We start from the raw sequence: 25153 nt of genomic DNA on the forward strand, positions 1-25153 counted from the left end.
TCTGTGTGGTCCCGGGTCCGCCTAGCCCGACTGCAGCGACAGCGCCAGGGGGCCCAGGGTGATCAACGCCCCCACCGCGACCGCGATCAACGTGCTGGCGATGTCCTCGGTCTTGCGCACCACCCGGACGCCGACCACCAGGCCCAGGATCACCAGCACCGAGAGCACCAGGGCCACGATGCTGTTCCAGCGCCACAACTGGTCGAAGGCGACGAACAATCCCGCGCCGAAAGCGACGGCCAGGATCGACTGGAACACGACCAGGCTGCCGCGCCAGATCCCCTCGAACCGGCCGGGCGCGTGGGTGTCGGTGGCCGCGTCCGCGTGCCTCGTCTCGTCGAGGTCCTCCTCGGGCACGTATCCGGCGGCCAGCGGGTCGACGTCCTCCTCGGCCTCGTCGGTCTCGGTCTGCAGGTAGGAGCGCACGTACGCGGAATCCTCCTGCGCGGTTTCGGCCTCGCGCACCTCCGAATCCATCACGTCGACCGGGAGGTCGCTGTAATGGTCCAGCGGGTCGGGATTCATGTCCTCGGCGCCGGATTGGCCGGTGCCGTTCGTCGCCTCGGCATGGCTCAGCGGGCGCGGGTACTCGCTGCGCTCCGGTCCGGACGGCTTCTTCGGCTGCGACTTGGGCCAGCGCGGCTCCGGCTGCGACCAGTACGCGGTGGCGGGCTTGGCTTCGGTTTGCTGCTGCGGGGCGGTGGCGACGGGTTCGGCGCTCGGTTGCTCGGCGGTGCGGGGGTCCTCGTCGTCGTCGGAGATGACCGGAATCTCGCCGGTCAGCTCGGCGACGGTCACCGCGTCGCTGTCTCCGCGCCGGCGGCGGCGCCGCCGGGTGACCGCCGGGGCGCCGATGGTTCCATTCCTGGCCAGAAGTTCGGCCACCGAGATCGGCCGAGTGCCCGCGCTCTCGGTCTCGGAGTGTGGTCCGGTCATGCTTTGTCGCCTCTCGATCGGTTGCCGTCCCGATCACCTGCCTGGCCTCCAGCATCGCGCACGGATCGCTTCATGAGGGGCGTTCCGTCGGCTTCGCTGTCGAGTTTGCGCAAGATGAGACCTTCCCGTAATGCCCACGGGCAGATATCCACCGATTCGATCGACAGCGCTCGCATACTCGCCTCCGCCACCAGCGCACCCGCCACGATCTGCGGCGCCCGCTCGGCGCTCACTCCTTCCAGTTCTGCCCGGTCGGCGGTCGTCATCCTAGAGATGAAAGATATGAGTTGCCTGAGGCCGTTTGCTGTGAGCGTCCGCTTCACCCGCGGCCCGTCGGCCGACGGGGCCGCACCGGTGAGCCGCGCCAGCGAGCGAAACGTCTTCGACGTCGCCACCGCCAGGTCCGGAGCGCCGGCTTCCAGCATCGTCACGGCGGACTCGGCGAGCTCGGCGTCCAGCCAGTCCCGCAGCATCCCCACCCGGCGCCGCCCGGGTGGGTCGTCGGGCAGCCACTCGCGGGTCAGCCGGCCGGCGCCCAGCGGCAGCGACAGCGCCACCTCCGGCTCCTCGTCGACGCCACTGGACATCTCCAACGAGCCGCCGCCGATGTCGAGGTTGATGATCCGCCCCGCGCTCCACCCGTACCAGCGGCGCACCGCGAGGAAGGTCAGCCGCGACTCGTCGACCCCGCTCAGCGCCTCCAGTTCGACGCCGGTTTCCTTGCGGACGCGGGTCAGCACGTCGTCGGAGTTCACCGCGTCGCGCAGCGCGGAGGTCGCGAAGGCCATCAACTCGGCGCAGCCGGAGCTGTCGGCGATCTTGGCGAACTCGTCGATCGTGGAGATCAGCTTCTCGGCGCCGCGCTTGGTGATCTTGCCCGAGCTGTCGATCGACTCGGCCAGCCGCAGGGTGGCCTTCGTCGAACTCATGGGCGTGGGATGCCCACCACGGTGCGCATCAACCACCAACAGATGAACTGTGTTGCTGCCCACGTCGAGAACGCCCAATCGCACGGAAAACAACCTAGTCGGATATGGGCGGACCCCGCGTGCGGCCCGCAAAGGAAGTTGCCGACGATGTTCGGTCGGGCCCCGAGTGTCAGCGGGTCGAAGAGCCGGATGCGTCGTCTAACGTGGACGCCGTGGCGAATTCCTACCCTGAGCCGGGACAAGAGGTCGAGCTGGACTTCGCCCGTGAATGGGTGGAGTTCTACGACCCGGACAATCCGGAGCACCTGATCGCGGCCGACCTGACCTGGCTGCTGTCGCGGTGGACGTGCGTGTTCGGCACCCCCGCCTGCCACGGCACGGTGGCGGGCCGCCCGGACGACGGCTGCTGCTCGCACGGGGCGTTCCTGTCCGACGACGACGACCGCGCCCGGCTCGACGACGCGGTGCGGCACCTGACCGACGACGACTGGCAATTCCGCGAAAAGGGCTTGGGCCGCAAGGGATATCTGGAACTCGACGAGCACGACGGGCAGGCCCAGTACCGCACCCGCAAACACAAGGACGCCTGCATCTTCTTGAACCGGCCCGGCTTCCCGGGGGGTGTCGGGTGCGCGCTGCACAGCAAGGCCCTCAAGCTGGGCGTCGCGCCGCTGACCATGAAGCCCGACGTCTGCTGGCAGCTGCCGATCCGGCGCAGCCAGGAGTGGGTGACGCGGCCCGACGGCACCGAGATCCTCAAAACCACTGTCACCGAATACGATCGGCGCGGCTGGGGTTCCGGGGGCGCCGACCTGCACTGGTACTGCACGGGTGACCCGGGCGCCCACGTCGGCGCCAAGCAGGTGTGGGAGAGCATGGCCGACGAGCTCACCGAACTGCTCGGCGCCAAGGCCTACGCGGAGCTGGCGGCCATGTGCAAGCGCCGCGCCAAATTGGGCCTCATCGCGGTTCATCCCGCGACTCGCCTCGCGGAATAGCCTCGGTTTTGTTGTAGGACAACACCATTCGCTGCGCGCTGGCGTGCAGGTACGCCTCGACGGCCGCGGCGGCCCCCGCTTCGTCGCCCGCCAGCACGGCCTCGGTGATCGCGGTGAGCCCGGCCACCACCGGCGCGGCGTCGTCGTACGCCGCGGTGAGCTGGTGCTCGCGGCCGCCGAAGGCGTGCTCGACCCAGCGATAGAGCAACCCCAGCGCGCGGTTGCGGCTGTGGTGGATGAGCACCCGGAAGTAGGCGAGGTCGGCGGCCTGGCGCGCCGCAGCGCTGTCGACCTCAACGACCGCGGCCAGCGCGGCGCGCAGCGTCTCGGCATCCTCGGGGGCGCGCCGTCGCGCCGCCGATCGCCCGATCAACGGCCCCAACGCCGCCCGGATCTCGAACAGCTCCACCAAAAACTCCGGCCCCAACTTGCGCACCAGCGCCTCGACCACCGCGGGGTGGGTGAGCCCCTGCGGGTCGGCGACCACGTTGCCGCTGCCGTGCCGGGCCTCGATCAGGCCCATCTGCTGGAGCCGGGCCAGGCCCTGGCGCAGCGACGTGCGGTTGACGCCGAGCTGTTCGGCCAGCTCGCGCTCGGGCGGCAGGGCCGAGCCCGCCGGAAACGCGCCGTCGAGGATCGCGTCGGTGATCGACGCGGCGATCTGTTCGTCGACGCGTTGACGGTCCGGCGGACGCAGCGGATTTGACTGGTTCATTGGCTCAACCAATATAGTGGATTAACCCTCGGGAGGTTGAGCAATGGACGGCGACACGCAATCGGCGGCGAATCCACGCTGGCGCGGCAAGGCCGGCCGCCTGGAAGTGTGGTACGCCACCCTGTCGGATCCGGCGACGCGCGCCGGGCTGTGGGTGCACTGCGAGACGGTCGCCCCGCTCGCCGGCGACGCCTACGCGCACGGCTGGGCCACCTGGTTTTCGCCCGACGGCCCGCCCCGCACCGAGCGGTTCGGTCCCGCGCCCACCCGGCCCGCCAGCGGGTCCTGGTGGTTCGACGCCGAAGGCGTCCGGGTGGGCGACGGGCAGCTCAGCGGACGCGCCGGGTCGCTCGCCTGGGACCTGGCGTGGACGGACACCGGCGCACCGCTGTGGACGTTTCCCCGCGCGGCCTGGGACCGCGAGCTGTTGCCGGGCGCCCAGGTCGTCATCGCCCCCACCGCCGACTTCACCGGCTCGCTGACCGTCGGCGGCACCGCGGCGCGCATCGACGGCTGGCGTGGCGGCGTCGCGCACATCTACGGGCACGGCAACGCCAAGCGCTGGGGTTGGGTCCACGCCGACCTGGGCAACGGCGACGTCATGGAAGTCGTTGCGGCGGTCTCCAATAGGCCGGGGCTGAACAAGCTGGCCCCGCTGGCGTTCGTGCGGTTTCGCATCGACGGAAAGGATTGGCCCGCAAGCCCTTTGCCGTCGCTGCGGATGCGGACTACCCTTGGGCTGGCGCACTGGCAGCTGGAGGGCCGCATCGGCGGCCGTCGGGTCCTGATCCGCGTGGACCAGCCCGCGGAGCGGTGCGTGAGCCTGGAGTACACCGACCCCGACGGCGGAAAAGCGGTGTGCACCAACACCGAACAGGCCGACGTCCACATCGAGATCGACGACCGGCGGTGGTCGGTGCTGGGCACCGGGCACGCCGAAGTGGGCCTGCGCGGCCGCGCGGCACCCGAGGTCAACGAAAGGATCCTTTCATGAGCTTTCTGCTCGACCCACCGCTGCTGTTCGCCTCCGGCCTGCTGATCGAGCGGCGGCTGCCCGCCGAGCAGCGCGACGCCGCCGAGGCCGCCACGCTGGGCGTCTTCTTCGGCGGCTCGTTCGGTTTGTACAACAACGTCCCCGGACTGGGGGTGCTGTGGCGGCCGTTCCGCGCCCGCAACGGTCGCGACTTCATGTGGAACAGCGGGGTTTTCCGCGTCAACACCGCCAAAGCGGACTGGCCCCTGCACGCGGCGGCCGCCGCCATCTTCGCCACCTATCCGTTCTTCATCAAGCTGGGCCGCCGGCTCGCGCGGACGACATGAGCCTGGTCGCCTCGTTCGGAACCGCCCTGCTGCCGGAGGAGTACGGCGGCCCGACGCCCCCCGAGCTGACCGGCCGCGTCGAGCGCTACCTGCGGCAGCTGCCCACGACATCACGCGTGGCCGTGCGCGCCGGGTTGTTCACGCTGGCCGCGGCGAGCTACGCCACCACCGGCCGGCCATTGTCGCGGCTCGGCCCCGACCGCCGGGAGCAGGTCCTGCGCCGGGTCGCCGCGCTGAGCCCGGACGCCGGCGCGGCCGTCGAGGCCATGAAGGCGATCGTGTTGCTGGCCAACGGCGCGGAAACCTATGCGACGGAATTGATTTCGCACGCCGGCCAGCACGCGACCGCCCGGCCCGACGCCGCGCTGAACATCGTGTCGTCGGCCGATGAGGCCTCCGTCGTCACCGCCGACGCGGTGATCGTGGGGTCGGGCGCCGGCGGGGCGATGGCGGCCCGCGCGCTGGCCCGGGCCGGCCTGGACGTCGTCGTCCTCGAGGAGGGGCGCCGGTGGACGGTCGAGGAATTCCGCACCACCCACCCGATCGACCGTTACGCCGGGCTGTACCGCGGCGCGGGGGCCACCGTCGCCCTGGGCCGCCCGTCGGTGGTGCTGCCCATCGGCCGGGCGGTCGGCGGCACCACGGTGGTGAACTCCGGCACCTGCTACCGCCCGCCGGCGGCCGTGCAACGGCGGTGGCGCGACGAATTCGGGCTCGCGCTGGCCGATTCCGACCGGCTGGCCGCGCGCCTGGACGACGTCGAACGCACGCTGCGGGTTGCCCCGGTGCCGCTGGAGGTCATGGGCCACAACGGGCGGCTGCTGCTGGAGGCCGCCGCCACGCTGGGCTGGCGGGCGGCGCCCATCCCGCGCAACGCGCCGGGCTGCGAGGGCTGCTGCCAGTGCGCGATCGGCTGCCCCCGCAACGCCAAGTTCGGCGTGCACCTCAACGCGCTGCCCGAGGCGTGCGCCTCGGGCACGCGGATCATCTCCCACGCCCGCGTCGAGCGGGTGCTGCACGGGCACGGGCGCGCACGAGGGGTGCGCGCCCGCCGGCCCGACGGCACCGCGCTGGACGTGCTGGCCGACACGGTCATCGTGGCGGCCGGCGCCACCGAAACGCCGGGGTTGTTGCGGCGCAGCGGCTTTGGCGCGCACCCGCGGCTCGGCCGCAACCTGGCGCTGCATCCGGCGACCATGCTCGCGGGCCGCTTCGAGGACGACGTGGTGGCCTGGCACGGCGTGCTGCAAAGCGCCGCGGTTCACGAGTTGCACGAGTCGCACGGCGTGCTCATCGAAGCGACCTCCACCCCGCCGGGGATGGGCTCGATGGTGTATCCGGGCTACGGTGCCGAGCTGCTCGGCTGGCTGGATGCGGCCCCCCGGGTGGCGACGTTCGGCGCCATGGTGGCCGATCGGGGCGTCGGCTCGGTGTCCACCGTGCGCGGCGAGACGCTGGTGCGCTATAACATCGCGCGCGCCGACGTCGGCAAGCTCGTGGTGGCACTCGAGGCGATGGGCCGGCTGTTGTTCGCGGCCGGGGCGAGCGAGGTGCTGACTGGTTTGCCCGGCGCGATGACGGTGACGTCGCTGCCCGCCCTGCAGGATGCGTTGCGGCGCAGCGACCCGAGAAGCCTGCACCTGGCGGCTTTTCATCCGACGGGCACGGCGGCCGCCGGCGCCGACGATCAGCTCTGCCCGGTCGACGAGACGGGGCGGCTGCGCGGCGTGGACGGGGTGTGGGTGGCCGACGCCTCGATCCTGCCGAGCTGCCCGGAGGTCAACCCGCAGGTGTCGATCATGGCGCTGGCGCTGGGCGTGGCCGACGAGGTGATCCGCGCCCGCTGATCGTGTGTGCGGCCGGGGCTTTGCGGGTGCGTCCTGGGCGGGGAATCGGCGAAATCTGCGCCCTCGGCGCACACTCGAAGCCCTGACCGCACGCTCGTTGCCGAGGATCAGCTCTGCGCGTCCCGGGCAACCGCGTGCCGCGGTTGGTACAGCAGCGCACGAACCAGCGGGCGCGGCCCGACGGACCGAAGCATCTGGCTCGCCGGACGGACCCGCACCCGCTTGGGCCACCAGAACCAGCGCCCCATCAGCGTCATGATCGACGGCGTGATCAGCGTCCGAACGACGAAGGTGTCGAACATCAGACCGATACCGATCGTCGTACCGAACTGACCGATCGCCCGCAGGTCGCTGGAGAGCATCGCGGCCATGGTCACGGCGAACACCACACCGGCCGCGGACACCACCGGACCCGTCACGCCGACGCCGCGGATGAGTCCGGTGTTCAGGCCGGCCCCGATCTCCTCCTCGATCCGCGACACCAGCATCAGGTTGTAATCAGACCCCACCGCCAAGAGCACGATCAGCGCGAATTCCGTTGCCACCCAGTGCAACTGGAAGTGGCCCAAATGCTGCCAGATCAGCGTCGAGAATCCGAACGCCGCTCCCAGCGACAGCACGATCGTGCCGACGATGACACCCGCCGCGACCAGAGCGCGGGTGACGATAACCATGATGATGAAGATCAGCACGATCGACGCCACCGCGGCGATCAGCAGGTCGTACCAGGCGCCGGTGGCGATGTCGTTGAATGTCGCGGCGGTGCCGCCGAGGTAGATGTCGGCGTTCTCCAGCGAGGTGAGCTTCAGCGCCTCCTTGGCCGCGTTGCGCTCTTGCTCGACGGACTTGATGCCTTCCGCGGTTGCCGGGTCCAGGGAGTGAGTGATGATGAAGCGCGCGGCCTTTCCGTCGGGCGACACCATCAGGCTCAACCCGAACTGGAAATCGGAGTTCTGGAAGATCTCCGGCGGCAGGTAAAACAGGCTCTCCACCCGAGCGTCGTTGAACGACTTACCCATCACAGCATTGGTATCGGTGAGCCGGTCGAACTGGTCGATCAGACTGTCGAACGAGCTGTAGATGGTCAGCGTCGTATCCCGGATCGCCTTCGACACGGCGATGTTCTCCGGAATGATCGCCAACAATTCGCGCGTGGCCGCGGCCGTGTTGGTGAGATCGCCGGTGAGGGCGTGGAACTTCTCGGCGAGCTGATCAAACCCGTCCAAGGCGTCGAACAGGCTACGCAGCGACCAGCACATCGGGATGTCGTAGCAGTGCCTCTCCCAGTAGAAGTAGCTGCGGATCGGTCGCCAGAAGTCGTCGAAATCGGCGATGTGGTCGCGAATTTCGTCGGTGATGGCGGCGGTCTCCGCCGTGGTTTTTGCGCTGTCGTCCGTCGCGTTGGCGAGCTTCTGGGTGATCGCGTACTGGCGTTCCAGCAGGGAGATCTGGGTGTCGAGGAATCCGGTGATCTTCTTGATGTCGCCGACGCGGTCTCTCAGGTAGTTGAGGTTGTCACGGATCGGCGCGCTTTGCACGCTGAGCTGGAACGGAATTGACCCGTCTTCGATCGGTGGGCCGAGCGGTCGGGTGATGCTCTGCACCCGTTCGATGCCCGGCACCCGGAAGATGGCACCGGCAACCTTGTCCAGCACCAGCATGTCTCGGGGATTGCGCAGATCGTGGTCCGATTCGATCATCAGGAGGTCCGGGTTGAGACGGGCCTGGGTGAAGTGCCGATCGGCCGCGTCGTAGGCCTGCACCGAGGCGGCGGTATGCGGCAGGTAGTAGAGGTCGTTGTAGCGCGGGGTGAAGCCCGCGAGACCAAGGGCGCCAACGATAGCAAGAATGACGGAAATGGCGAGGATGGGCGCCGGCCAGCGCACGATGGCCGTCGCCAGGCGGCGCCACCGGGTGTAGTTGAACTTGCGCTTGGGGTCCAAAAGACCGAAGCCACTGGCGACTGCGATGAGAGCGGGCGTCAGCGTGACCCCGGCCGCCACCACCACCAGCAGACCTATCGCGCACGGGAACGCCAGCGAACTGAAGTAAGGCAGTCGGGTGAACTTCAAGCAGGCCAGCGCCCCAACGATGGTCAGACCCGAGCCCAGGACCACCTTGCTGACACCGGCGAAGGTGTCGTAATAGGCGGCTTCCCGGTCCAGACCGCGCTCACGGCCCTCCTGGTAGCGGCCCACCATGAAAATCGCGTAATCGGTACCCGCCGCGATCGCGAGTGAGGTGAGCAGGTTCACGGCGAAGGTCGACAACCCCATGACGCCGGTTTCGCCCAGCAGCGACACCACGCCGCGGCCGGCCGCGAGTCCCACGAAGAGGATCACCATAGTCAGCAACACGGTGCTGATGGACCGGTAAACGAACATCAGCATGATCGCGATGATGACGACCGTGATGATGGTGATCTTGGCCAGGCTCTTGTCACCGACAACGATCACGTCGGCGGTCAGCGCTCCCTGGCCCGCGACGTAGGCCTTGACGCCGGCGGGCGGCTTGGAGTCCGCGACGATCTTGCGCACCGCGGCAACGGATTCGTCGCCGACCGCCCCTCCCTGATCGCCTTTGAGGTTGACCTGGACGTAGGCGGCCTTATGGTCGTAGCTCTCCACACCTGAGGACGTGAAGCGCTGTCCCCAAAAGTTCAGCGCGTGCTCGACGTGTTCGTGGTCGGCCTGGATCTTTTTGACCAGGTCGTCGTAGAACCGGTGCGCGTCCTCGCCAAGCGGTTTATCACCGACCAGGGTGACCAGGACGAGGTTGTCCGAGTCGTACTCCTTGAACTTCTCGCCGATGTGCTTCATCCCGGTGACCGACGGTGCGTCGGACGGCGAGAGCGGAACGGAGATGTCCTCGGCAACCTTCTCCAACTGTGGGACGAAGACGTTGACGCCGACCGCGATCAGCACCCAGCAGACGACGATCGGCAGCGCCAGGACGCGGACGGCGCGGGCAATGCGCGGCTTGTGCTCGACTTCGGTGGGTTGTGCGACGGGTATTTCGTCGGTGTCGCTGGTGTTGTCGGTCATGCGGACTTATCCAGGCAGGAGACCTGCGCATTGCGCGTCTCGGCTTGCCGTTGGTCGACCAGTTTGCCGTCGACCGTGATCCGGCAGCCGATGGAGGCGCTGTCACCTTGCGCGACGACGTAGGCGAAGATGCCGGGCATCTGGGCGACGATCGTCGTCGACCACGGCAACGTGGTGAAGTTGGCCTTTTGCGGTTGCGCGTCGGCATCCATCCAGTTGACGACGCCGGTGGTCCCGGGTGGCCCCAGGATTTCGTAGACGGCGGTCTTGGCGGCGTAGGGCGGGGTCGCATCCCGCGGATCGGGCTTGGGCAGGCCGGGCCCCGGGAAAACGCCGTTGAGGCGGTCCACCGCGACGCCGCCGATGAGCACCGCCACGACCACGACCAGGGGAACCCATGCCCGCTTGAGAAGCGTCAACACCGTTCCCCCCGATCAGGGTCGACCAATGGGCTGATGCTAAGACAGTTCACCCGTTCGAGCATTTCGTCGCGCGCCACGGCTACCCCGAACGTCATGGTTGCCGGATTAATTCCTGCGGTGCGCAGTGTGTTCGGGGCCACATCGTCGCCCGGGCCCCGTGACCGCACCGCTTGCCGAAAGCCGCCTGGGGCCACTCGCCGATGCCGGCCGGCATCACAGCCCTGGAACGGCCTGCGCCGCAGGCGATTTCGCCGCCCAGTGCCGATCTGGCGCCTATTGGCCTGCCGCCCTGTCGAATTCATCGGGATGGCCGCACCGGTCGCCTCGAACCGCGGCGCCCTCGACATCGGCCGACGGCCGAATTAGTTACAAAAAGTAATTCGCTGGCGCCGGCGATTTCCGGTTGAATTGCACACTTGGCGATGCCGCGAAATGCAGAAACGGGCAGCGACTGAGCGCCTCTGCGCGTACCCTGACGACATGGCTACCAAGGTCAGGACCTGCGTGCATTGCGGCCACACGTTCGATCCCAATGACCGACCGCGCGACCTGTCCGACCCCGATTGGCTTCCGGCCGCGTCAATTTATTGTTCGCATGAATGCAGCGACCGGTTCCATTGCGAAATGACGCATTGCTGCTCAACCCACGCGAAAAAGAAGGGTCATCGCGAGGGCGCCAGGGCGGCGCGATAATCCCGCTTCCCCGCCAGATCGGATATGGTGTTGACCGCCCAGCCAGCAACTGTCGTATGCGGGAGCAACCCATGGAGTTAACGGCAATTCTGTGCAACCACGCCGAGGCGCAGAACAACTTGTTGTACGTCATGGGCGGCGGCGTAGACCGGGCCGTCATTCCCGCGGGACGCTCAGGCCCCTTCACGGTTTCGTTGGCCCTCGGAATCATCGCCGAAGTCCCTTGGACCCCCACCAACGAAGAGCACACCGTCACCGTCGACCTGGCGGACGAGGACGGCCATCCGGTCGAGGTCGACAAGGGATTCGGCGAGCGGGAGCCGTTCCGCGCGCAGTTCCGATTCAACGTTGGCCGACCGCACGACCTCGAGGAGGGCGAAACCCAGTCGGTGGCATTCGCGGTCAACATGCCCTTGCTTCAGTTGGAGAAGCTGGGCAGGTACGCCTTCACCGTCACCATCGACGACGACGTCCGGCGCCGTCTGCATTACCGATTGGTCGGGCAGACCGGCGTGACCATCACGTCGAACGAACCAACCAGTAGTCGCGGACCACTCATCCCCAGGGTCTAGCCCTCCAGCTTGTAGCCCAGCCCCCGCACGGTCACCAGGTGTACCGGGTTGGCCGGGTCCGCCTCGATCTTGGACCGTAACCGCTTGACGTGGACGTCGAGGGTCTTGGTGTCGCCGACGTAGTCGGCGCCCCATACCCGGTCGATCAACTGCCCGCGCGTCAGCACCCGGCCGCTGTTGCGCATCAGGTACTCGAGCAGGTCGAACTCCTTGAGCGGCAACGTGATCGTGTCGCCGTTGACCGAGACGACGTGTCGCTCGACGTCCATCCGCACCGGTCCCGACTCGAGCACCCCGTCGCTGATCTCGGAGTCGTCGTCGCCGCCGCGGCGGAGCACCGCGCGGATGCGGGCGATCAGCTCGCGCGCCGAATACGGCTTGGTCACATAGTCATCGGCGCCGAGTTCCAGCCCGACCACCTTGTCGATCTCGCTGTCCCGCGCGGTCACCATGATCACCGGGACGCCGGAACGGGCGCGCAACTGCTTGCACACGTCCGTCCCCGACATGCCGGGCAGCATCAGGTCGAGCAGCACGATGTCGGCGCCGGCGCGGTCGAATTCGGCGAGGGCGGCGGGGCCGTCGGTCACCACCGTGGCCTCGAAGCCCTCCTTGCGCAACAGGAATGCCAGCGGATCGGCCAGCGACTCCTCGTCTTCCACGATCAAGACGCTAGTCATAAGCGCGATTCCTCCTCATCGCTGCGCTCTGCATCGTCATACGCGCGGGTCATCTACTCAGTTCTTCCTCTCGTTGTGACCTGTTGGGCCGCACTTCGCGACCCTGCGGTGGCTCGGGTTCTTCGTCAGTGTCCTTGTAGGCCGGAATCGACAGCGTGAACGTGGATCCCGTCCCCGGCTTGCTCCACACCCCGATGCTGCCGTTGTGGTTGGCCGCAACATGTTTGACGATGGCCAGGCCCAGCCCGCTGCCGCCGGTGGCGCGCGAGCGTGCCTTGTCCCCCCGGAAGAACCGCTCGAAGACTCGCTCCTGGTCTTCCAGTGCGATCCCGATACCGCGGTCGGTGACGGCGATCTCGATGTTTTCGCCGCGGCGGCGACGGCTGATCGAGACCGGTGAACCGGGCGGTGAGTAGGCGATCGCGTTGGACACCAGGTTGGCCAGCGCGGTGACCAGAAGCGTTTCGTCGCCCAGCACCCGTAAACCGCTGGGCGCGTCGGTGCGAATCTCGATCTGAGCGTTGTCGGCGGCCACCTTGTGGCGTGAAATGGCTTCCGCCACAACGGTATCCACGTCGACCTCGGTCACGTTGGGTAACCGCTCGGCGCCCTGCAGCCGGGACAGCTCGATCAGTTCGGCGACCATGTCGCCGAGCCGGTTGGCTTCCACGAGCACCTTCTCGGCGAACCGGCGGACGGTTTCGGAGTCGTCCGAGGACGCCAGCAGGGCCTCGGCGAGCAGGGCCATGGCGCCCACCGGGGTCTTCAGCTCGTGACTGACGTTGGCCACGAAGTCGCGCCGCGTCGCCTCCATGCGCGCGTAGTCGGACTGGTCGTGGGCGAACACCACGGCGAAGCGGCGGTCTTCCTCGCTGAGCAGCCGCGCCTGCCCGTGCACCGCCAGCCCGGACCGGCCGGCCGCCCGCTTGGCCGGCCGCAGGTCGAATTCCACGTCGACGCCGCTCAGCGCCTGCTGCGCCGCTTCCCACGCCTGGTCGTCGAGCTGCCGGTCCCGCACCAGGCCGAGCTCGGCGGCCCGGTCATTGAGGTAGACGACGTCGCGGTGGGAATCCACCACCGCGACCCCCAGCGGCATCAGCGCGACGATGCGTTGCAGCATCTGCGCGACGGTGATCCCGGTCCAGTCCGGGCTCACGCGCTGCCTGCGCTGGGCCGCTTTCGACGACAGCCGGGTCCCGGCTGCTACCCCTACGGCCAGCCCCAGCACGGACAAGACCCCGGCCAGCAACAGCGCCGAGAACACAGTCACATAGCAAATCCTACAAATCTTCGGAAACACCGCCCTAGCGGAACGAGGCCAAAATCGGACAAGTCACACTTTGCGCTTCAGGTGTTCCACTCCCGTTCACGCGATGTTCGGCAAACAGGCCTTCAAAAACTCCCGATGGGAGCGGTCGGCGGCTAGCGCCGGCCCTGGCTGGCAACCGCCGCGGCACCCGCCGCGGCCGCCTCCGGGTCGAGGTAGGTGCCGCCCGGCACCTCCGGCCGCAGGTCGCCGCCCAGGTCGTAGCGCAGCGGAATACCGGTGGGAATGTTCAGCCCGACGACGTCGTCGTCGGACATCCCGTCGAGGTACTTGACCAGGGCACGCAGCGAGTTGCCGTGCGCGACGATCAACACCGTCTTGCCGCTGCGCAGGTCCGGGACGATGACGTCGGTGAAATACGGCAGGAACCGGGCCACCACGTCGGCCAGGCATTCGGTCAGCGGGCCGCCGTCGATGTTGGTGTAGCGAGGGTCGGTGTCCTGGCTGAACTCGCTGCCCCTTTCGATCGGCGGTGGCGGCGTGTCGTAGCTGCGCCGCCAGGTCATGAACTGCTCTTCGCCGTAGCGGTCCTTGGTCTCGGCCTTGTTCAGCCCCTGCAGCGCGCCGTAGTGGCGTTCGTTGAGCCGCCAGCTGCGCCGCACCGGGATCCACAGCCGGTCGGCGGCGTCCAGCGCCAGGTGCGCGGTGGTGATCGCCCGGCGCAGCAGCGACGTGTAGAGCACGTCGGGCAACAGGTTGTGCTCGGCCAGCAGCTCGCCGCTGCGCACCGCCTCGGCCCGGCCCTTTTCGGTCAGGTCCACGTCGACCCAACCGGTGAACTGGTTGCTTGCGTTCCATTCGCTCTCGCCGTGGCGGAGCAGCACCAACGTGCCGGTATCTCCCATGCCGGCTAGCTTATTCGTCATCTTCGTCGATGAGATGGGCGAACGCCTCCAGGTTCTTCAGCGACTCCCCGCGCGACACCCGCCACTCCCACTCTTTCTGGATCGACGAGCGAAAACCCAACTCCAGCAAGGTATTAAAGTCCGCATCCACCGCTTCGAGCACCTGCCCGAGCACCCGGTCGATCTCCTCGGCGTCCACCGATGCCAGCGACATGCGGCCCACCAGGTAGATGTCGCCGACCTTGTCCAGCGTGTAGGCCACGCCGTAGAGGCGGCGGTTTCGCTTGAGCAGGAAGCGGTAGACGGCCTCGTGGTTCTCGTCGGGCTTGCGGCACACGAACGCCTCGACGCGCACCGAATGCTCGCCGATGCTCAGGATGGTGTTGGTCTTGAGCCTGCGCTCGCCGGGCAGCGCCACCACCAGCCCCGACAAGCCACCGTGCGCGCCATCGTGTTTCGAGTACTCCAGGCCGCTGGCGCGCAGCGCGTCCTCGATGACGCGCTCGACGGTGGACGTCACGCGCCAACCCCGCGACGCTCGGCGGTGTACTCGCGGATCGCGCGGCGATAGCTGGCCAGCAGCGCGTCCGTGGTGTTATCCCACGAGAACGTGGCCGCGTGCGCGGCGGCGGCGCGGCTCATCGCCTCGGCCTGCGGCGCGCTCAGGCGCAGCATCCGGTCGAGGGCGTCGGCCCACTGCCCGACCTCGTGGCCGGACACCAGCGTCCCGGTGACTCCGTCGCGCACGGCCACCGGCAGGCCGCCGACCGCGGCCGCCACCACCGGCGTGCCACACGCCTGCGCCTCGACGGCCACCAGGCCGAACGACTCCGAATAGCTCGGCACGGCGACCAGGCTGGCGGCCTGGAACAGGGTGGCCAGGTCCGTGCGCGACTGCGGGGGCAGGAAGCTCACCCGCGCGGCGATGCCGAGCTCGTCGGCCAGCCGCCGCAGGCCGTCCGGGAAGGCCATCCCGCTGCCCGACGGTCCCCCGGCCACCACGATGCGCACCCCGGGCAGCCTGGCGGCGGCGCGCAGCACGATGTCGGGCGCCTTCAGCGGCTGGATCCGGCCGACGAACGCGACCACGTCCTCGTCGAGCGGCAGGCCCAGCGCGGCCCGGGCGGCCCGGCGATCACCCGGGCGGAACACCTCGAGATCCACCCCCGGGTGGACGACGTCGATGCGCGCCGGGTCGGCGCGGTGGATCGAAATCAGTTGCTGCGCTTCGTCATCGGTGTTGACGATCAGCCGGTCGGCCTCGTCGACCACCTGCTGCTCGCCGACCGTGCGCAGCGGCGGCTCGGGCGCGTCACCCACGGCCAGCGCCGCGTTCTTCACCGCGGCGAGCGTGTGCGCGGTGTGCACCAGCGGCACCGCCCAGCGGTCGCGGGCCAGCCAGCCCACCTGGCCGGACAGCCAGTAGTGCGAGTGCACGATGTCGTAGTAGCCCGGTTCATGCGACGCCTCCGCGCGCAACACCCCGGCGGCGAACGCGCACAGCTGGGTGGGCAGGTCGTATTTGTCCAGGCCCTCGAAGGGCCCCGCCACCACGTTGCGCACCAGCACGCCGGGCGCCACCCGCGCGACCGGGGGGTCGGCCGACGCGGTGGCCCGGGTGAAGATCTCCACCTCGATACCCCGCCGCGCCAGGTGCAACGCGGTTTGCAGCACGTAGACGTTCATGCCCCCGGCGTCGCCGGTACCCGGCTGGGCCAGCGGCGAGGTGTGCACCGCCAGCACTGCGACGCGGCGCGGTTTCAACCGGAAGACGTCATCGTGCCGCATTCTGTCATCTTTACAGGACGCCGCGCCCACCAGCCCAACGCCCAGGACAGGGGTTCGCGCTAAGCGGAAGGCTCGTCGATGTCGCCCAGGCGCGGGCTCAACGCCCCGGCGCGGCGCATCGCGCCGAGCGGATCGGCGTAGAGCCCGCCCAACGACACGGTTCCCGCGCCGGCCTCCTGCACCCGGTTGCCGAAGACGGTGACCCGGATGTCGCGCGACGGCAGCACCGAGCGCTCGGCGAACGCCGCCTCCACATGCTCCATCGCCTCGGGATACTCGGTGAAGGCCTGACCGCCGACCACCAGCTCGTCGGGGTTGAGCATGTCGCGCAGCAACGCCACCGCCTCCCCGAGCACCCGCCCCCGCTCGTTCAGCAGTTCTTGGGCCGGCTCGTTGCCGGCCCGGGCCAGCCGCAGCAGGTCGGCGAGGCCGTTGGCCGACGCGTTGGCGCGGCCCGCGGGCACCGGAGGCAGGATCCGCAGCCGACGGGCGGCGGCCAGCACCGCCTCGTCGCTGACCGTGGATTCCAGCTGTCCGCTGCCGCCGAGCAACTCGGAGTGGGCGGGCAGCGCCGCGATGGTGCCGGGACCGCTGGCCGGGCAGTGCACCCGGCCGCCGATCACCAGCGCGTAGCCCACCGTCTCGCGGGCGTAGACGTAGAGGCTGGTGGGTGAGCTGGGCACGAAGCGCCGCAACCCGAGCAACAGCTCGGCCCCCGCCATGGCGTCGACGTGGGAGGCCACCGAGACGGGTAGCCCGAGCGCGTCGGCCAGCACCGGGCCGACGGGCGCCTGCCGCCAGCCGAGGCGCGGGTGGTCGACGTGACCGGTGGCGCTGTCGACGGTGCCACCGATCGCGACACCCACCCACAGCGGGCGGCGTCGATGCCAGCGCCGCAGGTAGCGGGCGGCGCTTTCGGCCAGCGAGGCCAGCGCGGGCCCGGCGGGGCTTAGCGGCGTCGGCGTCTCGACGGTGTCGAGCGTGCGACCGAACAGGTCGGTGGCCACGATGCTGGTGGTCCGGGCGCCGACGTGGATGCCCAGCGTCACGAACGGTTCGTGGTTGACCTCGACCGGCACGCGGGGGCGGCCGATGGCCCCGGAGACGGCCAGGTCGGCGCGTTCCCGCAGCAGGCCGGCGTCGAGCAGGGCGATGACTTGGCGGTTGACGGTGGCGATGCTCAGCGAGGTGACGCCGGCGATGACGTCACGCCCGACGGGCCCGCGCAACCGGACGGCCCGGAAGACCGAGGCCGCCGCCGAGTCGGCGATGTGCAGTGCCGGAGGCACGATCTGACGGCGCACCGAGCGGTGGCCCTTGTAGCTGGCACGGCTGGGCGAATGATGAGTCTGGGTAAGGGTATTCGAGCGCACGAGCGTCCTTCTGTCCGATTTTTGTTGGCCGTCACTGGCCACACCTGAAAGTCAGGAGCGGCGAAGTGCGCGACAACAACACGCACCCGCCGCGCAAAGACACGCGGTGGTGGTGCTGGACAGGGCGCTGTGGTGCACCCCGAAAATTTAGCACGTTCACTAAGGTTGTTTCGATGGCTGGAAATGTCAGGAATGAACGGGTCGCGGTGGTCACGGGCGCCAGCTCCGGAATCGGCGAGGCGACCGCCCAGACCCTCGCTGTTCAGGGCTTTCACGTGGTCGCGGTGGCGCGCCGCGCGGACCGGATCAACGCCCTGGCGAGGGAAATCGGCGGAACGGCCATTGTGGCCGATGTCACAGACGACGCCGAAGTCGCGTCGCTGGCCGAGGAGCTGGGCCGGGTGGACGTCCTGGTCAACAACGCCGGCGGCGCGCGCGGGCTGGCGCCGGTGGCCGATTCCGACTTCGAGCACTGGCGCTGGATGTGGGAGACCAACGTGATGGGCACGCTGCGGGTTACCCGGGCGCTGCTGCCCAAGCTCGTCGACTCCGGCGACGGCCTGATCGTCACGGTGACTTCCGTTGCGGCGCTTGAGGTTTACGACGGCGGCGCCGGGTACACGGCGGCCAAACACGCCCAGGGGGCGCTGCACCGCACGCTGCGCGGCGAACTGCTGGGCAAGCCGGTGCGGCTGACCGAGATCGCGCCGGGCGCGGTGGAGACCGAGTTCTCGCTGGTCCGCTTCGACGGCGACCAGCAACGCGCCGACGCCGTCTACACCGGCATCACGCCGTTGGTTGCCGCCGACGTCGCCGAGGTGATCGGGTTCGTGGCATCCCGGCCACCGCACGTCGACCTCGACCTGATCGTCATGAAGCCGCGCGACCAGGCCTCGGCGACCCGCTTTAACCGCCGGGGTTAGCCCCCGGGCTGGAAGTCGTGGTCGGTGAAGTGGAGGTCGTGGGCGTCCCGGACAGGGACGGCGCGGTCGACGGCGTGGCCGGCGCGGTCACCGGAATCTGCGTTGACGGCGGGTGCGCGGTCGGCGGCGGCAGCGCGGACATGGCAACCCAGGTGTCCCAGTCGACGGCCCAGTCCCAGATGTCGCCGTCGGAGTAGGACAGCTGAATGGAGCTTCCAGTCACTTCCACCGGGTCGCCGTACATCGCGCTCTGGTAGTACTGCTCCGCGTCGCCGGTCGACAGGTTGATGCAGCCGTTGGTCACGTTGGTGTTGCCCTGCGCGCCCGCACTCATCGGATTCGCATGGATGAACTCGCCGTTGTTGGAGATCCGCACCGCCCAGCGTTCGTGCACGTGGCTGTAGCCGGCGGCGGGATTGGACATGTAGAAGTCGGCGTACTTCTCGGTCACCACGTGGATGCCGTTGCGGGTGACGTTGCGCGCCTTGTCGGCCTCGCCGTAGCTGCACGGGAAGTCCATGATGACGCCCTCGTCCCTGACCACCTGGATGCGGTGCGACGAGACCTCGGCCTTGACCACTTGCCGGCGACCGATCTGGATGTTCAGCGAGATGTCGTCGGCCCCGTAGGCGCTGTCGCCGAACGGCAGGCCGTACAGCTTGGCATCGACGTTGACGGTGGTGCCGGCCGGGTAGTACTCGCGGGTGCGCCAGTGGACGCGCGCCCCCCCGACTTCGTCGGGCAGCCACGCCCAGCTGCCCTCAACGGGCGGATTGGTGGTGACGGTCAGCGCCTTCTCGACGGCGGCCTTGTCTGCGATGGGGGCGTCGAACTGGATGATGATCGGCGCCGCCACCCCGACGGTCTGGCCGTCAGCCAGCTGGAACGACCCGCCGATCTTCTTGGTGGGCGACACCGTGGTGAACTTGCCCGCGACCGGGATCGCCTTGCCGTCGTGCCCGACGGCCGAGCCGCTCCAGGTGTAGGTCGCGTCGTAGCCCAGGGGCTCGGTGGTGCTGTAGACGGTGCGATCGGAATTGAACTTGCCCGCCACGGCCTTGCCCGCGGAATTGGTCAGCGCGACGTGCTGGAACCAGCCGTCGGTGATCTCCACGCTGATCGGCGCGATGGGCACCACGTTCTCGGTCGCATCGGCCGGCTGGAACTTCAGCTTGGCGGCGGGCTGCTCCTTTTTCTCGGCCTGTTTGGCCGCGGGGCCGCCGCACGCGGCCAGCACGCTGGGGGCGAAAACCCCCAGTCCGAGGGTCGCCAAAGCCACGCGCCGGTTGACCGGCTGCGGGTTGCGCGACGTGTTCACGAAAGTCAAAGATACCGGGGAAAATCCATCGACCCCGCCGCGACAAATCGGGGTCGGGCGGATTCGGAGCTACAGCCTGCAGCCGAGCAGGACCGGCTCCGGTTGCAATGTGACACCAAACACAGCGTGGACCCCGTCACGGACCGTGCGGGCCAGGGCGATCACCTCTGCCACGGTGGCACCGCCGCGGTTGGTCAACGCGAGCGCGTGCTTGGTGGACAGCCGGCAGCGGGCCGCCGGATCGTCGGGATAGCCCTTGGCGAAGCCGGCCCGCTCCACCAGCCAGCCGGCCGCCAGCTTGACGCCGTCCGGTGCCGGGTAATGCGGCACCGGCCCGTCCACGCCCGCGGCCAGCCGCTCGTACGCCTCGGGGGCGACGACGGGGTTGGTGAAGAACGATCCCACGCTCCAGGTGTCGTGGTCGTCGTCGTCGAGCACCATGCCCTTGCGGCCCCGCAGCGCCAGCACCGCCTGGCGGACCTTCTCCGGTTCGGCGCGCTCCCCGCCGCTCGCCCCCAGCGCGTCCGCCAGCTCGCCATAGCGCAGCGGCGCGCTGCGGCCCGACGGGTCCAGCGCGAACTCGACTTCCAGGACCACCCAAGGGGTTTCGTGGCCGGCCCGTTTCAACACACTGGTGCGGTAGCCGAAGCCGAGCTCGGCGCCCGGCACCCAGCGGACCTGTCCGCTGCGACGGTCCAGTATCCGGACCCGGGTGATGGTGTCGGCGACTTCGGCGCCGTAGGCCCCGACGTTTTGCACCGGGGTCGCCCCGGCCGAACCCGGTATGCCCGACAGGCATTCCAGCCCGCCCAGGCCGCGCTCGATGGCGCGGACCACGACGTCGTCCCACACCGCGCCGGCCTCCGCGCGCACCACGTTGCCGTCGACGGTGATGCCGCTGTTGGCCAATCGCACCGCGGTGAGGTCGGCGTACGTGTCGGCGATCACCAGGTTGGAGCCGCCGGCGAACACCAGGACCGGGGGTTGTTGTCCCCCACCGCTTTCGGCGTCCAGCTCCCGCAGCACCGCGACCACCTGTTCGGTGCTGGTGCAGGTGATCAGGCGGCGCGCCACCGGCCCGACCCGCAACGTCGTCAGCGGCGCGAGCGACACCGCTTCGGCGACATGCGCACCGGCGAATGTCGAACCGGCATCGCTGGATTTCATGGCCCGTAACGGTAGCCTCACCTGCTATGCCGCGTTCATTCGACTTGTCGGCCGATTACGACGGCAGCGTTGAAGAGGTTCATCGCGCGTTCACGGACGAGACCTATTGGCGGGCTCGCCTGGCCGGATCCGGTGTCGACGTCGCCACCCTGGAGTCGATGCGGGTGGGTGGCGAAACGGGCGACGACGACACCGTCGAGGTGGTCACCGTCCAGGTGATCCACAGTCACAAGCTGCCCGGGATGGTCACGCAGCTGCACAGCGGCGATCTGCGCATCCGGCGCGAGGAGACCTGGGGCCCGGTCGCCGACGGGGCCGCGCAGGGTTGTGTCGTCGGCTCGATCCTGGACGCCCCGGTCAATCTGAACGGCACCGCTGTGCTGTCGCCGATCGCCCAGACGGGCGGTGCCCGGCTGACCTTTCGGGCCACCGTCCAGGTCCGCGTCCCGATCATCGGCGGCAAGCTGGAGAATTTCATCGGCGGCCGGTTGGCCGAACTGATGGCCGCCGAGCAGCGGTTCACCACGGAGTGGATCGCCAGAATGCCTTGAGGGCGCCGCGCCTAAGCTGGCGGCCATGCGAATCGCGCTGGCGCAGATACTGAGCGGCACCGATCCGGGCGCGAACCTGGAGCTGGTGCGCTCCTACAGCGGCCAGGCCGCCGACGCGGGCGCCAAGCTGGTGGTGTTCCCGGAGGCGACCATGTGCCGCTTCGGGGTTCCGCTCGGGCCGATCGCCGAGCCGGTCGACGGTCCCTGGGCGACGGGTGTGCGGCGCATCGCGGCCGACAGCGGGATCGCGGTGGTCGCCGGCATGTTCACCCCGGCCGGCGACGGCCGGGTGAAAAACACGCTGATCGCGGCCGGCCCGGACGGTCTGGACACGCATTACGACAAGATCCACCTCTACGACGCCTTCGGCTTCACCGAGTCGCGCACCGTCGCGCCCGGCCGCGAGCCGGTGGTGATCACGGTTGACGGCGTCCGGGTGGGGTTGACCGTCTGCTACGACATCCGCTTCCCGGCGCTATACACCGAGCTGGCCCGCCGCGGCGCCCAGCTGATCGCCGTCTGCGCGTCGTGGGGCTCGGGCCCGGGCAAGCTCGACCAGTGGACGCTTCTGGCGCGGGCCCGCGCGCTGGACTCGATGAGCTACGTCGCCGCGGCCGGCCAGGCCGATCCCGGCGAACCCCTCACCGGCTCGGGCGCGCCGACCGGGGTGGGCGGCAGCCTGGTGGCCTCGCCGTTCGGCGACGTCGTGGCGTCGGCCGGCCCCGGGCCGCAGTTGGTGGTGGCCGACATCGACGTCGATCGGGTCGCCAAGGCCCGGGAGAGCATCGCGGTGCTGCGCAACCACTCAGATTTCGTTCAGCTCGATAGTGCAGAATCGGTCGGGTGACGAACCCACAAGGACCACCGAACCAGGACCCTTCGACGTGGGGCCGTCCCGGCAACCAAGGCCCGTTCGGCCAGCCCCCCACCGAGCGGCCGACCGAGCGGATCAACACCGGGGGCCCGGCCCCCGCGCCGCCGCCGCCGGCCGCCGGCCCGCCTCCCGGTCAGACCGAGCGGATCGCCACTCCCCCGCCCAACATGCAGCGGCCGGACTACCCGTCGGCGCCCCCGCCCGCCCCGCCCCCGGGGCCGACGGAGACGCTGCGAACCCCCGGCGAGGACCCCGCGCCGGGCACCAAGAAGCGGCGCTTCCTGCGTGATCCGCTCTCCGTGGTGCTGGTCTGCATCATCGTGGTGTGCCTGGTGATCGCGGGCCTCGTCGGCGCCGAGCTGTACGTCCGGCACGTCGCCAACAGCAAGGTCGCCGAGGCGGTGGCCTGCGAGGTCAAGGACTCCGCGACCGCGTCGTTCGGGGTGACGCCGTTGATGCTGTGGCAGCAACTCACCAAGCACTACACCAACATCTCGGTGTCGACGGCGGGCAACCAGGTCCGCGACGCCAAGGGCATGAAGATCGACATCAACATCCGCGACGTCCAGCTCAAGGACACGCAGGACTCAAAGGGCACGATCGGGTCGCTGGACGCGACCGTCACCTGGACCTCCGACGGCATCAAGCAGTCGGTCCAGAACGCGATTCCGGTGCTGGGCCCGTTCGTCACCAACACGGTGACCACCCACCCCGCCGACGGGACCATCGAGCTGAAGGGCATGTTGGACAACCTCACCACCAAGCCGGTGGTGTCGGGCACCGGCCTGCAGCTGCAGATCGTCAGCTTCAACGCGCTCGGCTTCACGATGCCCAAGGAGTCGGTGCAGTCGACCCTGGACGACTTCACCTCGCAGTTCACCAAGAACTACCCGCTGGGCATCCACGCGGACAGCGTGCAGGTCACCAACGACGGTGTGACGAGCCACTTCTCGACGCGCAACGCCAGCATCCCGACCGGCAACAACAACGACCCCTGCTTCGCCAACCTGTGACGGTTTAGCCGTCCGGTAACGATGCGCGCCGGCACGGCGCGAGGAGGCGCCGGACAATTCAGCCCAGCCCGTCGAGCACGGCGCGGGTGCCGGACAGGCCGAGCCGGGTGGCGCCCGCATCCAGCATCGCGAGCGCGTCGGCGGCGGCGCGGATGCCGCCGCTGGCCTTGACGCCCAACCGGCCGCCGACCGTCTGGCTCATCACGGTGACCGCGCGCACCGAGGCGCCGCCCGCGGGATGGAAGCCGGTCGACGTCTTCACGAAGTCGGCGCCGGCGTCCTCGGCGGCGCGGCACACCCGCACCAGGGTGCGGTCGTCCGTACCCGACAGCAGCACCGCGGACTCCACGATCACCTTCAGCACCGGGCCCGCGGTCATGGCGGCGCGCACGGCCGCGATGTCGGCCCGCACGGCGTCGATGTCCCCGGCCAGGGCGGCGCCGATGTCGATGACCATGTCCACCTCGGCGGCGCCGGCCGCCACGGCCCGTTCGGCCTCCAGCGCCTTGACCGCCGACGTGTGCTTGCCCGACGGGAAGCCCGCCACGCTCGCCACCCGCACGCCCTGCCCGGCGCGCACCGCGACCGGAACCATGGACGGCGAGACACACACCGCGTAGACGCCCAAATCGGCGGCCTCGGCGACCAGGGCGACCACGTCCGCCTCGGTGGCCTCGGGCTTGAGCAGGGTGTGGTCGACAAGCGCCGCCAGCTGCGCCCGGGTGGGTTTGTTCGCCACTAGAACCTTTCTTCGGGCCCGCCCGGATTGCATCCGGACGCGACCATCTCCGCATCGTCGACGACGGGGCGCCAGGGCTCCAGGTTCCAGCTGACCTTGCCGGGCTGCGCGAGTTCGGCGTACTGCCAATGGCACACGAACTGCGCGCGCATGCCGGCGGTGTCCGCGTCCGGCGACAGCGCCACGACCTCGGCCCACGCCTCGTCGGCCAGGGCCGCGTTTTCGGCCTGCTGCCTGGCGGCCAGCCGCCCCGACAGCGTCGGGAACACGCGCAGGCTGGTCAGGCCGTGCCATTGTGCCCACTGCGTGTGGTCGATGAACGGCGGGGACGCCGTGCCCGGGTCCGCCGCCCCGGTGCCCGCGGGACCGCACAGCGCGACGAGCACCGCTGCCGACACCGTCAGCAGGGCCTTCATCCCGCTAGCGCGACTTACCTTGGATTTCGAGAAGTTTCGGCCGCACGTCGACCAGATACACGCCCGCCGCGCACGCGGCGATCGCCATCCCGAGTACCCCGAAAACAAAACTCAGGATGGACGTCAGGGCGACGGCCAGGCCGAGGATCACCAACCACACCGGCTTGGTCAGCTTGTCGGCGGCGGTGTAGGCGTCGGGCCGCTGGAGCGCGGCGTGCACGAACGCGTATACCGCCGTGACCAAAACGGCGATCTGCAAGACCAACATGACGGTACCCACGAGGTGGCTCACGCCTTAAGCGTATGCGGGCGCCGTCGGAAACGTCGACTCGGAGTTGCCGGTCAGACAACTCCGAGTCGACGCCGCGACTTACTTCTGGGTGACCTTCTTGGCGGACGCCTTCTTGGCCGGAGCCTTCTTGGCGGGCGCCTTCTTGGCGGGCGCCTTCTTGGCGACAGCCTTCTGGGCCTTTTTGGCCGACTCGTCGGTCTTCTTGGGCAGCTCGATGCCGACCAGCTTGGCGGCGCGCTCGCCGACCGCGCGGGTCTGCGACGCGACGGTGCCCAGGGCCTCCTGGGTCAGCTCGACGGCCTGGTCCACGTAGCCCTCGGCGCGCGCGGAGGCGTCGTCCAGACCGGTCTGGCTGCTGTCTCTTATACACA

25 protein-coding genes and 1 pseudogene are annotated in these 25153 nt (G+C 69.3%); 9 read left to right on the plus strand and 17 right to left on the minus strand.

All coding sequences use genetic code 11. The features are described from left to right. Window positions 1-21 precede the first annotated feature (21 nt). Entirely contained in the window at window positions 22-936 is a 915-nt protein-coding gene (locus tag WU80_RS10715; RefSeq protein ID WP_055403949.1) for a hypothetical protein, read from the minus strand. Further along, complete coding sequence (locus WU80_RS10720) at window positions 933-1949, minus strand: Ppx/GppA phosphatase family protein (protein WP_055403950.1); 1017 nt, start codon at window positions 1947-1949, stop codon at window positions 933-935. Before WU80_RS10720 ends, WU80_RS10715 begins: the two co-directional genes overlap by 4 nt. A 119-nt stretch (window positions 1950-2068) precedes the next feature. On the opposite strand from WU80_RS10720, the gene WU80_RS10725 reads away from it, so the two are divergent. Continuing rightward, on the plus strand, window positions 2069-2863 hold the full coding sequence (locus WU80_RS10725; RefSeq protein WP_055403951.1) for a hypothetical protein: 795 nt from the start codon (window positions 2069-2071) through the stop codon (window positions 2861-2863). Here WU80_RS10725 and WU80_RS10730 read toward each other — a convergent pair. Further along, the gene (locus tag WU80_RS10730) at window positions 2826-3578 is read right to left on the minus strand and encodes a FadR/GntR family transcriptional regulator (protein WP_055403952.1); all 753 of its coding nucleotides are present in this window, start codon (window positions 3576-3578) and stop codon (window positions 2826-2828) included. The two genes, WU80_RS10725 and WU80_RS10730, sit on opposite strands and share 38 nt — an antisense overlap. Window positions 3579-3621: 43 nt before the next feature. Between WU80_RS10730 and WU80_RS10735 the strand changes: the two genes are divergently transcribed. Genes WU80_RS10735 through WU80_RS10745 form a run of 3 tightly spaced genes read left to right on the plus strand, consistent with a single transcriptional unit; the run spans window position 3622 to window position 6745 of the window. Beyond that, window positions 3622-4572: a hypothetical protein gene (locus tag WU80_RS10735; RefSeq protein ID WP_055403953.1), complete on the plus strand. Its 951-nt coding sequence runs from the start codon at window positions 3622-3624 to the stop codon at window positions 4570-4572. Continuing rightward, on the plus strand, window positions 4569-4898 hold the full coding sequence (locus WU80_RS10740; protein WP_055403954.1) for a hypothetical protein: 330 nt from the start codon (window positions 4569-4571) through the stop codon (window positions 4896-4898). Before WU80_RS10735 ends, WU80_RS10740 begins: the two co-directional genes overlap by 4 nt. Then, a complete protein-coding gene (locus WU80_RS10745; RefSeq protein WP_055403955.1) occupies window positions 4895-6745 on the plus strand; it encodes a GMC family oxidoreductase in 1851 nt (616 codons plus the stop codon). The genes WU80_RS10740 and WU80_RS10745 overlap by 4 nt, the downstream gene beginning before the upstream one ends. A gap of 107 nt (window positions 6746-6852) precedes the next feature. On the opposite strand, the gene WU80_RS10750 is transcribed toward WU80_RS10745, so the two are convergent. Continuing rightward, window positions 6853-9789: an RND family transporter gene (locus WU80_RS10750; protein WP_055403956.1), complete on the minus strand. Its 2937-nt coding sequence runs from the start codon at window positions 9787-9789 to the stop codon at window positions 6853-6855. Further along, window positions 9786-10208, minus strand: a complete 423-nt coding sequence (locus WU80_RS10755) for an MmpS family transport accessory protein (RefSeq protein ID WP_197281275.1) — start codon at window positions 10206-10208, stop codon at window positions 9786-9788. Before WU80_RS10755 ends, WU80_RS10750 begins: the two co-directional genes overlap by 4 nt. A 767-nt stretch (window positions 10209-10975) precedes the next feature. Here WU80_RS10755 and WU80_RS10760 point away from each other — a divergent pair. Further along, a complete protein-coding gene (locus tag WU80_RS10760) occupies window positions 10976-11476 on the plus strand; it encodes a hypothetical protein (RefSeq protein WP_197281276.1) in 501 nt (166 codons plus the stop codon). On the opposite strand, the gene regX is transcribed toward WU80_RS10760, so the two are convergent. The 6 genes from regX to WU80_RS10790 form a co-directional block, all read right to left on the minus strand. After that, window positions 11473-12156 carry a two-component sensory transduction protein RegX gene (gene regX / locus WU80_RS10765; RefSeq protein WP_036352187.1) on the minus strand — a complete coding sequence of 228 codons (684 nt, stop codon included), beginning with the start codon at window positions 12154-12156 and terminating at the stop codon, window positions 11473-11475. The genes WU80_RS10760 and regX overlap by 4 nt on opposite strands. Before the next feature lie 49 nt (window positions 12157-12205). Further along, a complete protein-coding gene (locus WU80_RS10770; RefSeq protein WP_156349598.1) occupies window positions 12206-13426 on the minus strand; it encodes a cell wall metabolism sensor histidine kinase WalK in 1221 nt (406 codons plus the stop codon). 152 nt (window positions 13427-13578) lie between these two features. Continuing rightward, window positions 13579-14328: a phosphoglyceromutase gene (locus WU80_RS10775; protein ID WP_055403959.1), complete on the minus strand. Its 750-nt coding sequence runs from the start codon at window positions 14326-14328 to the stop codon at window positions 13579-13581. Between the two features lie 10 nt (window positions 14329-14338). Continuing rightward, the gene (locus WU80_RS10780; RefSeq protein WP_055403960.1) at window positions 14339-14848 is read right to left on the minus strand and encodes a YbjN domain-containing protein; all 510 of its coding nucleotides are present in this window, start codon (window positions 14846-14848) and stop codon (window positions 14339-14341) included. After that, a complete protein-coding gene (mshA, locus tag WU80_RS10785) occupies window positions 14845-16116 on the minus strand; it encodes a D-inositol-3-phosphate glycosyltransferase (RefSeq protein WP_055403961.1) in 1272 nt (423 codons plus the stop codon). The genes WU80_RS10780 and mshA overlap by 4 nt, the downstream gene beginning before the upstream one ends. 59 nt (window positions 16117-16175) lie before the next feature. Then, window positions 16176-17489 (minus strand): ROK family protein, encoded by a 1314-nt coding sequence (locus tag WU80_RS10790; RefSeq protein WP_055403962.1) that lies wholly within the window; start codon window positions 17487-17489, stop codon window positions 16176-16178. Between the two features lie 173 nt (window positions 17490-17662). On the opposite strand from WU80_RS10790, the gene WU80_RS10795 reads away from it, so the two are divergent. Beyond that, a complete protein-coding gene (locus WU80_RS10795; protein WP_055403963.1) occupies window positions 17663-18412 on the plus strand; it encodes an SDR family NAD(P)-dependent oxidoreductase in 750 nt (249 codons plus the stop codon). Here the strand turns inward: WU80_RS10795 and WU80_RS10800 are convergent. Next, entirely contained in the window at window positions 18396-19778 is a 1383-nt protein-coding gene (locus tag WU80_RS10800; protein ID WP_197281277.1) for an Ig-like domain-containing protein, read from the minus strand. The two genes, WU80_RS10795 and WU80_RS10800, sit on opposite strands and share 17 nt — an antisense overlap. 21 nt (window positions 19779-19799) lie before the next feature. Continuing rightward, window positions 19800-20897 (minus strand): UDP-N-acetylmuramate dehydrogenase, encoded by a 1098-nt coding sequence (locus WU80_RS10805; RefSeq protein WP_055403965.1) that lies wholly within the window; start codon window positions 20895-20897, stop codon window positions 19800-19802. Between the two features lie 26 nt (window positions 20898-20923). On the opposite strand from WU80_RS10805, the gene WU80_RS10810 reads away from it, so the two are divergent. The 3 genes from WU80_RS10810 to WU80_RS10820 are packed head-to-tail and all read left to right on the plus strand — an operon-like array spanning window position 20924 to window position 23335. Further along, on the plus strand, window positions 20924-21448 hold the full coding sequence (locus tag WU80_RS10810) for a DUF2505 domain-containing protein (RefSeq protein WP_055403966.1): 525 nt from the start codon (window positions 20924-20926) through the stop codon (window positions 21446-21448). Window positions 21449-21473: 25 nt separating this feature from the next. Then, on the plus strand, window positions 21474-22295 hold the full coding sequence (locus tag WU80_RS10815) for a carbon-nitrogen hydrolase family protein (protein WP_055403967.1): 822 nt from the start codon (window positions 21474-21476) through the stop codon (window positions 22293-22295). Further along, complete coding sequence (locus tag WU80_RS10820; protein ID WP_055403968.1) at window positions 22292-23335, plus strand: DUF2993 domain-containing protein; 1044 nt, start codon at window positions 22292-22294, stop codon at window positions 23333-23335. Before WU80_RS10815 ends, WU80_RS10820 begins: the two co-directional genes overlap by 4 nt. Before the next feature lie 58 nt (window positions 23336-23393). Here the strand turns inward: WU80_RS10820 and deoC are convergent, their stop codons facing one another. From deoC to WU80_RS10840, 4 genes and pseudogenes are all read right to left on the minus strand, one after another. After that, entirely contained in the window at window positions 23394-24074 is a 681-nt protein-coding gene (deoC, locus tag WU80_RS10825; protein WP_156349599.1) for a deoxyribose-phosphate aldolase, read from the minus strand. Next, the gene (locus WU80_RS10830; RefSeq protein ID WP_055403970.1) at window positions 24074-24490 is read right to left on the minus strand and encodes a DUF2599 domain-containing protein; all 417 of its coding nucleotides are present in this window, start codon (window positions 24488-24490) and stop codon (window positions 24074-24076) included. Before WU80_RS10830 ends, deoC begins: the two co-directional genes overlap by 1 nt. Window positions 24491-24494: 4 nt before the next feature. Further along, window positions 24495-24782, minus strand: a complete 288-nt coding sequence (locus WU80_RS10835) for a DUF2516 family protein (protein ID WP_040621261.1) — start codon at window positions 24780-24782, stop codon at window positions 24495-24497. 78 nt (window positions 24783-24860) lie between these two features. Next, window positions 24861-25153 (minus strand): annotated as a pseudogene (locus tag WU80_RS10840) (heparin-binding hemagglutinin); the annotation flags it as partial.

Origin of the sequence: Mycobacterium sp. UM_11 (assembly GCF_001414075.1) — a bacterium.
Classification (GTDB): Bacteria; Actinomycetota; Actinomycetes; order Mycobacteriales; family Mycobacteriaceae; genus Mycobacterium.